The sequence below is a fragment of the Vibrio methylphosphonaticus genome, assembly GCF_023634655.1.
Lineage (GTDB): Bacteria > Pseudomonadota > Gammaproteobacteria > Enterobacterales > Vibrionaceae > Vibrio > Vibrio methylphosphonaticus.
This window is the reverse complement of the sequence record NZ_JAMKMS010000017.1, coordinates 1-13186: the sequence shown is the minus strand read 5'-3', so window position 1 is coordinate 13186 and position 13186 is coordinate 1. Positions and strand designations below refer to the sequence as shown.

Here is a 13186-nt window from a genome sequence, read left to right as displayed (position 1 = left end):
GATACTGACCATCACTTAGAACTTTAGTGATATCAATTTTGCGAAACACTCGGGAGAATTGAATGAAATTAGACCGAATCGATATCTCTGGCTTTCGAGGCATCAAGCGCCTATCTCTTGCGTTGGATGACCTAACAACACTGATCGGTGAAAATACCTGGGGTAAATCGTCTCTACTAGATGCTATCTGTGTGGTATTACCCTCAGATGGCGAACTCTATCAGTTTGAAATGACCGACTTCCATGTTGACCACTCCGTCTCTCATCCACAAACTCAACATCTACAGATTGTTCTCTCATTTGTTACTACGGAAAAAAATGAAACCCTCTCTGGTCGATACCGGAAGCTAAAGCCCGTGTGGCAAGTCGACGAAAATGGATCCTATCGATTTTACTATCGTATCAGTGCCACACTCGAAGCATACAATGTGACACAACACTACGCCTTTCTAGATACACAGGGACAAACCTTACGCCTTCATCATTCAGAAAAAATCGCGCAAGAATTGATGACATTACACCCAGTTATTAGGCTTAGAGATTCACGTCGCTTCCGTCATCCCATAGAACAAGAGCGTTTGTACAATTCACAAGCTGAGAAACGAATTAATAACACATGCCGCCGCCTTCTCGCCGTGCCGGGACATGTTAACAAAGGTGAAATAAAAAGTAGCTTGAACACCATGCGCGATTTGGTTGAACACTACTTCTCGTTTAAAAGTCACTCCCGTGAAACCGCTACCAAAAATCGCGACGGCGTGTTCTTCAGTCGCCCTCACTCAGAACAAAACCTCGTCAACATTATCGATGAAACCAAAAACCACCAAACTCGCTTGCTACTGCTTGGGTTACTTAACGCCTATTTGCAGGCCAAAGGGCCTAATGACCTTCGCCGCTGTGCGAGACCCATTTTGATACTAGAAGATCCAGAAGGTCGCTTACACCCCACCCACCTGTCTCGAGCTTGGAGTTTGCTACAAATGCTACCCATGCAGAAAATCCTGACGACAAACAGTAGTGACTTATTGGGTACGGTGCCCATCCAGTCTATACGTCGCTTAGTCCGTCAATCAGATCGTACGGTGGCGACAAGTCTTAGTACCAAACACTTGTCGAAAGACGAGCTGCGTCGAGTAGGCTTTCATATTCGCTTTCATCGCTCCAGAGCGCTATTTGCTCGTTGCTGGCTATTGGTTGAAGGAGAAACTGAGGTTTGGTTGTTCAATGAACTTGCCAATCTAAGTGGTTATAATTTGGCGGCAGAAGGCGTACAAATCATAGAGTTCGCGCAATCTGGCTTAAAATCTCTGATTAAAGTGGCCAAAACCTTTGGTATTGATTGGCACGTTGTCACCGATGGCGATGCGGCAGGAAAAAAATACGCTGCGGCTGTGATGAATCAACTCGATGGAGAGCATCCTCGTCATCACTTAACCGAATTGCCCGAACGTGATATCGAACATTACTTGTATATCAATGGCTTTGAAGACTTTTTTAAGGGATTAATCAAAATTCCTAATGACCATCCTATTCCACCTCATAAAGTCGTTGTTCGTGTTTTGAAAAAGTTCGCAAAACCCGATCTAGCATTGGCAATTGTCGGAGAATGCGAGCAACGGGGCGTCGACAGTATTCCACTTATCATTCGTTGGATTCTCAAGAGAGTTATTACCATGGCAAACGGAAATACATAATATTTTCAATGCGTTAATAAGAAAAACTAATAAGATTACATTTATAACGTCCATTGTTATTTTGATTGTAACCCCTTCGTCTAGCAGACGGTCATACCACATCACCAACATAAAAAAGGCTCATCACTAATCTTGATGAGCCCTTACAGTAAGTCATTTACTTGTTTTCTCAGTAGTTATTGTCCGTTTGACTGTGCCAGATTCTATTGCTTTAAGAGTTGAGCATCACGCTGCGCGATGTTTGCATGTAACCACAAACCACTGGATTTCATTGCGTAGCCAAACAGGCCGCCTAACACCAATGACGGAACGACTAATTGCCAGTTACCATCCGCGGCAAACGTAGCGCACGCTCCAATAAACGTTCCGGGAATATAACCAAGCCATGCACGCTTAGCCTGTAAACACATGCAAAATGAGACCAATGCTGTTACCACGTAACCTGCTATTTCCATGTTAATCAGCGAAGACCCATGAATAATGACCAATGCCCACACAACGCCAGACATATTGGTTAACAGACTTTTGGCCAGTCCACTGGCGCCGTCCGTCGGAGAGGCGAAATAACTGGTGCAACCCAAAAATCCAGCCCATGAAAGCAGACCAAATGAAATGGCAATCCATCCCCAGATTCCCGAAAGAAGGCCTGTCGTCAGCGAAATTGCGATCAATTGACTCATTATTTTGCACCAGTACTTGTAAACACAGGTACTAGAATAGCCAAAAGACCGTCAATATTTAGTGATCAACCTCGCATCATAAAATGTACGAAAGAATTGGTTTCACCATTAATGTGATACCAATCACGCTATAGAATTGATGGACGACCTTTCATCATCCGCATGCCTTCACGTTTAGCACACTCTGCAAGCGGGTTTTCTGCCATATCGGCACGCCAAATAAAGGACAGTGTTCGTTCCATTTCTAACTCCGGGACATTCAATGCCACCAGCTGCCCTGCCTCGATAAAACGCTCTACATCTAAATAAGGCAAACAAGTTAGATACTGGCTGCTGGCGACCATGTTACGGAGTACTGGGACATGCTCATACTCACGCCAAACATCGAGATCTCCAATAAGATGATGAATGGAACTATCAAATATTTTACGCGTACCTGAGCCATGCTCTCTCAACACCCAACGAGCTTGTTCGAGCTGAGAAAGACTGACTCGGTCACGCTTTGTATACGGATGATGCGCCGCAGCAACCACCGTCAAGTGATCTCGGCACCATGTCTCTTGGTGAATTCGGTTGTCATCACAACGCCCTTCAATAATGCCCAAATCGTATTGATACTCCAACACCCCTTCTATGACAGAATCGGTACTTTGCACACCTAACGTGATACGCATTTCTGGAAAGTCATTATCGATAGAGCTAATAAGATCTGGCACTAAGTGTTCCGCTGGTGTTTGGCTCGCACCTAACTTTAGTTCACCACTTAACAAATGCTGTTCGTAAAAACCCATCTCAATTTGCTGCGCATCTTGCAATAAACGTTTTGCTTTCGGTCTAAGCCAGACTCCCCAATGCGTGAGAGCCATTTGCTTACCTTGTCTTTCAAAAAGAGGGCGACCAAGCATTTTTTCTAGCTGAGCTAGAGACATACTGGTCGCAGATTGAGTTAAAGACAATTTATCTGCAGCTTGACTTACACTGCCGCTGTCAGCGACGGCATCGAATACGGCGAGTTGTTTTAATGAATACCGCATAGTTGTTCCTTACTACAGGTCAGGATGATTGAAATCGATACAAATAAACGCACTTCACTGTGCGCTTACGTCATTTATGGATATCAAGTTTTCTTATCAATAGTGACTCGCGCTCACCGGTGGTCAATTTATCACCAACTTGCGATATAAAGCCTTATCGAAAAGTAACAAGAAAACAGACTGTTATCCGTTGTAGCCCTTATTCTACCTAGTGCTCAGTACTTATCAATAAATTTGATGTGGTTTTTAAAAATTATCAATTTTACCTCTAACCATAAACTCCCTTAATCTAGATTCGAACACGGCAATCAGCTTTGTTTTCGCAAATAGATTAAGGAGTTATGAAATGAGCGAACGACTACACACACTAATTGAAAAGGAGTAACCCATGGCAACTTCCAACTCCGATAATCACCTCTTATTTTCTCCTGTCGAAATGATGGCTGAAGCTGAGAAGTTTGCATTAAGTAAGGCTAAGAAAACCAGCGGCATGACAATGAGCCTCGCCATTATGGCTGGCGCTTTTATCGGTCTCGCATTTTTATTCTATATCACTGTGACGACGGGCAGTGCCGACGCAGGATGGGGCATGAGCCGCTTCGCTGGCGGCTTGGCTTTCAGTATGGGCCTAATTCTTATTGTGATCTGTGGAGGTGAGCTATTTACCAGCTCAGTGCTTTCAAGTATTTCCTGGGCGAACAAACAAATCACTTTCGGCAAAATGCTGTCGGTATGGGGAAAAGTCTACGTTGGAAACTTTATTGGCGCGATGTTCTTGCTACTTATCGTTTCTGCAGCTGGTTTGTACCAAATGGACAGCGGTCAATGGGGTCTCAATGCCCTTAATATCGCGCAACATAAGTTGCATCATTCATGGGTACAGGCATTTGCACTGGGTGTGCTTTGTAATCTCTTAGTATGTCTAGCCATTTGGCTTACTTTTAGCTCAGCTAATGCAATGACCAAAGCGGCAATGACCGTCTTGCCTGTGGCTATGTTCGTCAGCAGCGGGTTTGAGCACTGTGTCGCCAATATGTTTATGGTGCCCCTTGGCATTGTTATTCAAAATTTTGCACCTGCAGAATTCTGGACATCAGTCGGCGTAAACGCGAGTCAATACGCTGATCTAACCCCATTCCACTTTGTTGCTAACAATTTGGTACCAGTCACGCTCGGCAATATCGTTGGAGGCGCCGTATTAGTGGGACTCGCTAACTGGAGCATCTACCGTAGACCGCAATTAAAAGCGGCGAATGTCACTGCAATTACGCAAACCACCACTCTAATGTCAGTTAAGGAAAGCACTATGAATAATGCCCTCGTCGTAAAAGAAATTATGACCCATCAACCCGTGACGCTAAGTGCTGAAACAGTAACAGCCGTTGCCCTTGACACACTTCTTGACCACAACTTAACCAGCGCACCTGTTGTTGATGTTGAAGGGCGATTAGTTGGTTTCTTCTCGGTTCATGATGTGATGGTTGATTTGTGGTGTGAAAACTACAATCCGAAAACAGGTCAGAAGGTTGTCGACCTAATGAATCGCGACGTTGTTGCTATTCACTGCAATGAAAAGCTAGTCGACGTCGCGGAGTTCCTTTGTATTGATAAAGAGCAATTGTTCCCTGTCACTTCAATGGGCATCGCAACTAACTACACCACATTATCTTTAGAAGAACGCGCAAAGTCGATGAAAGTGAATAAGCCGCATGTTCTGCCAGTACTTGACGACGGTAGATTAGTTGGCGTGCTATCTCGCGGAGACGTCATGAAAGCGATTCGTCCAGTATACGGTGAGCGCCTCAACGTAGTTGAGCGCAGTTTAGAAACCGCTTAATGCTCAAAATCGCAGTAAAAGTTAAAAAGTTTTTGGTTGGAAAATAAGTCGTTTGGCCAAAAAAGCCCCAGTGTAAAAGCTGGGGCTACCCTATTTCTAGACTTTGTAAAACCCTTTCCCAAAGCCCCTACAGTACATCGCGATGTTAATCATCATTGTCGCTAGCCATTTTCACTCACATTTTCGACTGAACACCTGTTCCTGACGCCAATCTCACCCAGCCCGCTGCTATTCTTTGTTGCCCGCTGTATTTCTACCCACGCTCCATTCTTTCAATCTCAAATAGATCGTGACGTGCGCTGGATGACATTTAGCGACTCAAATTTCACGCATCTACGCTAGAACCCCAGTGAAAAACCAAAACTGACACTAGCGACCCATTATCTCCACTTATCATCGTGTTCAATGGCTTTACTGATTAGCTTATGGCTTATTAGCTTATTAGCTTATTAGCTTATTACGATGTTGAATAAGACACAGGCTTACACCGTTTTTTAAGAGAACTACCGTCCCCCGCTCCTTAAACGAGCATATGTCATTCGCATGGCGGCTAACGAATAACGGACAGCAAGGCTGGCAATAATTACGCCGACCAACTCTAGGTTTAGCTCAGAGATGACAAAGCTGGTAAACGCTAAATAACGGCAACATCAACGATTCTTACTAGCGGTATTCATCTTTGTTATTGATTAAAAAATCGACCAAAAAAACGAATACTCAAACACCATAATTTAAAATAATTACCGGCTAAAAAATGTCACAAAGCCCGTCATACCTAGCTTCAAAGAGACATCAATTATGTTGAACGCCTTAGTCAATATTACCCATTTTACTCAAGAGGTCATCATCCCTTAATCTAGTTTCGAACACAGCAACTGCCGACATTATCACGTTTATGTTTAGTCGTATCGGCACGCAAACAACTCAAAGCGGCGTACTTAAATAGCGGCTTATAACAAGATTAAGGGAACCAGTTATGAACAACATCATTGTAAAAGACATTATGAACAACCAACCTATTGCTCTTAGTGCTGAAACACTCACATCCGTCGCACTGGATGCCCTATTAGACAACAATCAAACCAGTGCCCCTGTCGTGGATGCCAATGGACGTTTAATCGGTTTCTTTTCCGTGCACGATGCGATGGTGGATCTTTGGTGTGAGAATTACCTCCCACAGCAGGACCAGAAAGTCGTCGACCTAATGCATCGTGATGTTGTCTCAATTAACGCCAAAGAGACGTTAGTTAACGTTATTGAAGCCCTATGTATCGATAAAGAACAGCTATATCCAACATCATCAATGGGCTATGCAACAAGCTTAACCACGCTGTCTCTTGAAGAGCGTGCAAAAGCAATGAAAGTAAACAAACCACAAACGTTACCAGTCTTGGAAGACGGCAGACTCGTCGGCTGTATCTCTCGCTTAGAAGTCATGCAAGCCATTCGCCCTTCATACGGCAAACGCTTGAATATTGTTGAAACAGAACGCGCCACCGCGTAATGCACTCATTTTAAAGTTTTTGGTTAGGAAATAAGTCGTTTGGCCAAAAAAGCCCCGGTGTAAAAACCGGGGCACCTTTGTAACTGGGGAAAAAGGATAAGATTTATCGAGCTTAAAAGTCTAATCATCATTGGCTAAGCGGCTCTAATATCGTGACACTTTTTACGACTATCGCGACGCTATTTCACCACTACCATTAGCACTTATAAATTCCGCATGCGCTTTTTCAGTCTAGCCAGCTCAATTTCACTGGTGCGTACGGTCAATTTAATATGTTCATAATCATATTCTTCTTTCGTCACGCTCATGCTCGATCGAATCTCACCGACTACACCATTGGCGGTATAAGGCACGATAATTTCTTCTTCAATCATGCCTTGCTCAGCCACGCTCACAATGTATTGGTGCAGCTTTTTGATATCAAGGGGATCACGAGTCGACGTGAACATCGCATCAGGGAACTCTTCCAACAACGCTTGCTGCTGCTCAGCACTCAAACAGTCGGATTTATTCAATACCAACAGCTTCTCACTGTCTTCTACACCGACTTGCCCCAATACATCATGAACGACATCAAGTTGAGTACGGAATGAGGGATCGGAAGCATCAACCACATACAGCAACAAAGAAGCATCATGGGCTTCAGCAAGCGTTGAGTGGAACGATGCGACTAAGTCATGAGGAAGCTTTTTGATGAACCCAACCGTATCTGAAACTAAGATCCTTGGTTGAGTAATGGGTTGCAGCGCACGGACAGTCGTATCGAGTGTCGCAAACAATTTGTCTTCTCCCACCACATCCGTGGCAGTCAAAGCGCGCATCATGGATGATTTACCCGCATTGGTATAACCAACTAATGCAACACAAAATAGCTCCGAACGTTGTGAGCGTCGGTTCTTTAGTTCACTCTGTACACTTACTAATTCGCGCTTTAGGTCGGCAAGTTGGTCTCGCACTTTTCGACGATCTAACTCTAGTGATGTTTCACCGGCGCCCTGACCCATCTGACGTTCTTTATCGCCATTTTCGGTTTCGCGAAGCCGTGGAACTAAGTAATTAAGACGTGCAATCTCAACTTGTAGGCGTGCAGTACGAGTACGAGCATGACGACTGAATATCTCAATAATAATGCCTGTGCGATCAAAAACCTCTACCCCTAACTGGCTTTCAACATTGCGAAGTTGAGATGGGCTCAAGTCACAATCAAATACCACGACATCTGCCGTTTGAGAAGGCAACGTTTCAGCGTCGAAATCTGAAAAATCGGTTTCATCAAAAAGATCGTCGTATTCCGCTTCTTCTATGGAACCTTGATACCCCGTCAACTGAGCAATTTCAGCCAACTTACCCACACCAAGCACACTGGCTTTTTGTGTCGAGCTTTGCTTCTGCGACTGGGTGCCAACCACTTTAAACCCTAAGGTTGTCACTAAACGAGCAAGTTCTGCGAGAGACTCTTTCGCTTCATCACCTTTAAATTCCGGCGTGGTAATGGAAATAAGTAACGCATTATTGCGTGCTGCTTTTGCGGTTAGTTTCATGATCGAATGTCTTTATGCACCTAGGTGCAAACCTAGTAATGGGTCTTAATGAGCCTGATCCTACGCTGTTATTCGCAAGCTTGATAGAGCAACCACGAGCTAAATACTAAATGATGCTCTATATATTTTAAGCTATTGAATAAATGAAATAAATTATAAGGCTCGCCGCAAAAATATCGTCCATTCCTCTCGATCATCCACGCTCACTCACCTTTTGGTGATGGATACAACCTGAGGATACCATCCTCCATATACGATTCGTGAGCAATCCATGCAACGTTTAACATTACCCAATCGAACATATCAGTGACCTTTTATAGACACAATTTCTGATATGAGATTATTTGGTATGAGGATAACCGCACAATGAATGAACTTACGTTCGCCATGCCACATGAGCTTGAGTTAGGTGGTATTTATTTCCCACCGCTACTTTTGACTTGCACTTGTGGATACTTGCTTGCACTCCTTACCAGCAGATTCATTGTAAAACGAAAATGGCACCGTCACTTCGCCTGCTATGCACTTGTCGAGATCGCTATTGCCGCTATTTACGTTGTTTTGCTCAATAAATATATCGTTTGGTCGTAACTACAGAAAAAGGTATTCCCGTGTTCAAGAAACTTATTACTACATTCGCCGTTCTAGCTTTTGCTGGTTATTTTACGTTCGACCATTACTCAACTTATATCCAAAATCCATGGACTCGCGATGGACAAGTCCGCGCGGACATTATTCAAATAACCCCTCGGGTTACAGGCCCAGTGGTTGAACTAAACGTAAAAGACAACAGCTTCGTTAACAAAGGCGATCTATTATTCAAGATCGACCCGAGCACCTTTCTAACGACGAAAGATCAAGCTTATGCCAACCTTCTTCAAGTACAGGCACTACTTGATCGTGCTATCAATGAAGAGAAGCGCTCGTCTGCACTAGAAAAGCTTAAGCCCGGCTCTGTGCCAGTGTTAACGTTAAACAACTTAACTAACAATGTTCAGACCGCACGTGCAAATGTAAAGGCAGCGCAAGCTTCCTTTGAAGCCGCTCAATTGAGCCTTGATTTCACAACCATTACTGCTCCTAGTGACGGCTACATAACCAATTTAAATCTTAAGGAAGGGTCGCAAGTTGTCGCTAATCAGCCGGTTGTTGCTCTTATCGATAACGACAGTTTTTGGATCGAAGGTTTCTTTGAAGAAACTGACCTTAGATATATTCGTAAGGGTTCATCTGCAAAAGTTACCCTTATGTCTCACCCAGACAGTCCACTGATTGGTCACGTAACCAGTACGGGGTATGGCATATCGAAATCTGACGGCAGCACGGGTTCATTTTTGCTACCAAACGTAAACCCGAACTTTCAGTGGATTCGTCTCGCACAGCGTATCCCAGTCAAAGTAAAACTCGATAACCCACCTGAAGACATTCAACTTATTGTTGGCGCAACAGCTTCAGTATTAATCAATAAATATCCAAACCATGGGCAGAACGATGAAGATTAATACACGAGACGCACTTAAACTGGCGATATCCGTACCGGTCGCGCTTCTTCTTGCGCTATCTTTTGGTTGGGAAAAACCGTATTGGGCCGCCGTCACAGTTATTGTCCTATCGACCAACGAATCATTTGGGCATTCGTTAAAAACCGGCCAACAACGTATACTTGGCGCAGCTTTAGGTACATTGATTTCGTTTACTTTAGTCGCTCTTTTTCCTCAGAGCCCCGTTGCTTTTATTGTTGCGTTTGTAAGCGTTTCTGCGATTTTGGTTTATTTATCCGGGTGCGTCTATCATGGTTACCTATTCAAGATGGCCTTTACTGTATGTACCCTGATCGCAATGGTTGGTAATTTTGATAATGTCACTACATTCAATATTGCCATTATTCGCCTACAAGAGACCATATTAGGTGTGCTTGTTTTTACATTTGTATATACGTTTTTATGGCCACAGAAAACAGAAGATGTGATTGCAGCACAATTCAAGATTCTTGAAAAACAATACCGCATCGCAATTTCTACGGGTCGATTTAAAGGGATTAATCAGGTTGACTTCGACGTGATTAATCTCAACGTCGAACGCACCAAAGCGTTACTACAACTGCCTCTAAGCGGTAGTTATAATGTCACAAGCAACTTTCCATATTTTAGGTTGCTATTAGCATCTTATATTGAAGGCTTTGAGCAACTCAGACAAACAGATAATAACGCATATTTAGCGCACTGTAAGCGTTATAATAACATCAAAAAATATGGCAACTATAAAGCGTTCGATGAACTAGATATTGATTCATTAGCAAGTAAACTCTTAAGCGACCCTACCGTCTTGAGTTCCCTGAACGCTAAAATTAAACCAAAATCTACGTTACTCACTAATTATAAACAAAGGCTGGTGATAACACTGCAAAACGTATGTATTATCGTCAGTGCGTTCGCAATTTGGATGTATCTCCCGGTGCCGGGTGGCACAACATTTCCAATGTTAGCTTGCGTATTAGCCAATACTATAACTTCAATGCCTCGAACTATAATGCACGATATAATAGGCGGTTTTTTATTTTTTTCGGTTTTCGTGCTCATTCAGTTTGTATTACTGCTACCTGCACTGACTGAAGCTTGGCAATTAGGACTTTTCTATTTTATTAACTTATTGATTATGTCAATTGGTTGTGACATTTTTAAACAACCACTGCAGAAAGTAATAGGTCCTCAACTACTTGTTGTATTGACGAATGGCCCTCTCCACTTGACGCCAACTTATGACATACAAACACCAATAATCATGGTGATCATGGTATTCATGTCACTGGCTTTAACCAAGTTTTTTATTGACTTAATTCAGTTTAATCAACGAACAACTTGCTAATTTCCGTTTCTTATATCCATTACTATTAGTGATGATAAGATCCTACAAAACCGATTTATTACATGTGAATTAATCACGTATTATATTTGCATCAGGACAAGGTAACCCGTTACCAGCATAGGACGTAATTATCAATTATTAGAATTGTATTGAACCATTAACTACTCAGTGTTTATCAATTTATTAATTACATTCATATTTTTAGTATTACAAAGGTTATCACTATTATGACTACTTTCGATTTTTCTCAATTTGAAAACTTAAGCCCATTTGAACTTAAAGACAAACTCATTGAGGTCGCCAAAACCAACCCTGACCGTGCTCTTATGGATGCAGGTCGAGGTAACCCTAATTTTCTTGCAACTCTACCTCGTCATGCATTCTTACGCCTTGGTGATTTCTCGATGCAAGAAGCTGAACGCAACTATGCATATCTAGATGCTGGATTCGGCGGTATCCCTGATGGAAACGGAATTGTTGAACGTTTTGATACGTTCGTTAGTCGATACGGACACTCTGAAGGTACGAAGTTCTTAGTGAAGGCGCTAAGCTATGCTAAAGACCGCTTAGGCATTGATAAGCAAGTGTTCTTGAATGAACTCGTACTGGCGTTCCTAGGTTGTAATTACCCAGTCCCTCCTCGTATGTTGGTCAACATAGAGAAAGTTGTAAAACAATACATCGCAGAAGAAATGTATGGCCCAATGCCAACATCGACTGACTTTGATTTGTTTGCTACTGAGGGTGGCACCGCGTCAATGACGTACACCTTCGCGACCATGTTCCACAATGGACTATTGAAGAAAGGTGACAAAGTAGCCCTAACAACCCCTATCTTCACACCATATTTAGAGATACCAGAGTTGTCTGAATACGAACTGGAAATCGTTGAAATTCGTCTTGATGAAAAGACATGGCAGCTGCCTCAGTCAGAAATTGAAAAACTTGCTGATGAAGATATCAAACTACTTTGCGTGGTAAACCCAGCAAACCCAGCATCAGTGAAGTTTTCAGATGAGACGTTGGATCGACTCTCTAGATTTGTTGAGGAGAAACGAAAAGATCTCTTCATCATTACCGACGATGTTTACGGCACGTTTGCTGACAACTTTGTGTCACTGTTTGCCAAACTTCCATACAACACGCTTTGTGTGTATTCATTCTCTAAATACTTTGGGGCGACAGGTTGGCGTCTAGGCACTATCGCTATTCAAGAATGTAATGTTTTTGATGATGCGATGCGCGCCTTACCGGAAGCACATCAACTTGAGCTCGATGACCGATACAAAACGCTAACACCAACGCCTAGAGATATTAAATTTATCGACCGAATCGTTGCTGATAGCCGCGCAGTTGCACTAAACCACACCGCTGGCTTATCACTGCCACAACAAGTTCAAATGGCGATGTTCTCTCTGAACTGTCTAATGGATTTAGAAGATAAGTACAAAGACGCGTGCAAACGTATCATCCGAGAGCGCTACAACACGCTTTATGAAAATATGGGCATTACAGTCGAAGAGGATGCTGACCGTGTTGATTATTACACCTTATTGGAACTGGACACTCTGGGCGGTAAGCTTTACGGCGAAGCCTTTGTGAACTGGTTTAAAGCCAATAACAAAGGTAAAGATTTCTTGTTCCGTCTGGCTCAGGAGACAGGCGTTATACTATTACCGGGTAAAGGTTTTGATGTGGTTCACGCATCGGTACGTGTCTCTTTAGCTAACCTCACTCATCACGAGTATGAGCTCATAGGCCGTGAGACTCGTCGAGTCCTAGACGAATACTACGCAGAGTTTTGCTCGTAATAACTCTCTGGTGTTAGTAACTATTGAGTATTAATAGCTACTCAATAGTTACTCAATGTTAATATTAGTCTATGCCTCGCAGGATATTGCGAGGCATTTTTATTTAACCCTACAGATAAACGCATTCCAATCCTGATTATTCACCCTCTCTGCAACACCTAGAAATCACCTTTATCACTTCTGGTTAAGTATATTTTTGTTAAACACTGATTTTATATAA

Annotated in this window: 9 protein-coding genes and 1 pseudogene; 7 read left to right on the top strand and 3 right to left on the bottom strand. The window is 42.9% G+C overall.

What is annotated here, in order from left to right; genetic code table 11:
* Positions 1 to 62: 62 nt before the first annotated feature.
* The gene (locus tag M9196_RS17960) at positions 63 to 1694 is read left to right on the top strand and encodes an ATP-dependent endonuclease (protein ID WP_250618894.1); all 1632 of its coding nucleotides are present in this window, start codon (positions 63 to 65) and stop codon (positions 1692 to 1694) included.
* Between the two features lie 203 nt (positions 1695 to 1897).
* Here M9196_RS17960 and M9196_RS17955 read toward each other — a convergent pair whose 3' ends face one another.
* Both M9196_RS17955 and M9196_RS17950 read right to left on the bottom strand, forming a co-directional pair.
* Positions 1898 to 2374, bottom strand: coding sequence for a DUF1097 domain-containing protein (locus M9196_RS17955; protein WP_250618893.1), 477 nt, complete (start codon positions 2372 to 2374; stop codon positions 1898 to 1900).
* Positions 2375 to 2502: 128 nt separating this feature from the next.
* Positions 2503 to 3408, bottom strand: coding sequence for a LysR substrate-binding domain-containing protein (locus tag M9196_RS17950; protein ID WP_250618892.1), 906 nt, complete (start codon positions 3406 to 3408; stop codon positions 2503 to 2505).
* Positions 3409 to 3796: 388 nt separating this feature from the next.
* Here M9196_RS17950 and focA point away from each other — a divergent pair, with 388 nt between their 5' ends.
* Complete coding sequence (focA, locus tag M9196_RS17945) at positions 3797 to 5245, top strand: formate transporter FocA (protein WP_250618891.1); 1449 nt, start codon at positions 3797 to 3799, stop codon at positions 5243 to 5245.
* Positions 5246 to 6197: 952 nt separating this feature from the next.
* A pseudogene (locus tag M9196_RS17940) lies at positions 6198 to 6749 on the top strand (CBS domain-containing protein); the annotation flags it as partial.
* A gap of 203 nt (positions 6750 to 6952) precedes the next feature.
* Here the strand turns inward: M9196_RS17940 and hflX are convergent.
* The gene (hflX, locus tag M9196_RS17935) at positions 6953 to 8290 is read right to left on the bottom strand and encodes a GTPase HflX (protein WP_250618890.1); all 1338 of its coding nucleotides are present in this window, start codon (positions 8288 to 8290) and stop codon (positions 6953 to 6955) included.
* 366 nt (positions 8291 to 8656) lie between these two features.
* Here hflX and M9196_RS23750 point away from each other — a divergent pair, with 366 nt between their 5' ends.
* The 4 genes from M9196_RS23750 to M9196_RS17920 all read left to right on the top strand — a co-directional run bounded on the left by M9196_RS23750 (position 8657) and on the right by M9196_RS17920 (position 12966).
* Complete coding sequence (locus M9196_RS23750; protein WP_406707700.1) at positions 8657 to 8881, top strand: DUF1656 domain-containing protein; 225 nt, start codon at positions 8657 to 8659, stop codon at positions 8879 to 8881.
* A 20-nt stretch (positions 8882 to 8901) separates the two neighbouring features.
* Positions 8902 to 9792, top strand: a complete 891-nt coding sequence (locus tag M9196_RS17930; RefSeq protein WP_250618889.1) for an HlyD family secretion protein — start codon at positions 8902 to 8904, stop codon at positions 9790 to 9792.
* Positions 9782 to 11155, top strand: coding sequence for an FUSC family protein (locus M9196_RS17925; RefSeq protein ID WP_250618888.1), 1374 nt, complete (start codon positions 9782 to 9784; stop codon positions 11153 to 11155). The genes M9196_RS17930 and M9196_RS17925 overlap by 11 nt, the downstream gene beginning before the upstream one ends.
* Before the next feature lie 227 nt (positions 11156 to 11382).
* On the top strand, positions 11383 to 12966 hold the full coding sequence (locus tag M9196_RS17920) for a bifunctional aspartate transaminase/aspartate 4-decarboxylase (RefSeq protein ID WP_250618887.1): 1584 nt from the start codon (positions 11383 to 11385) through the stop codon (positions 12964 to 12966).
* The last annotated feature ends 220 nt before the right edge of the window (positions 12967 to 13186 follow it).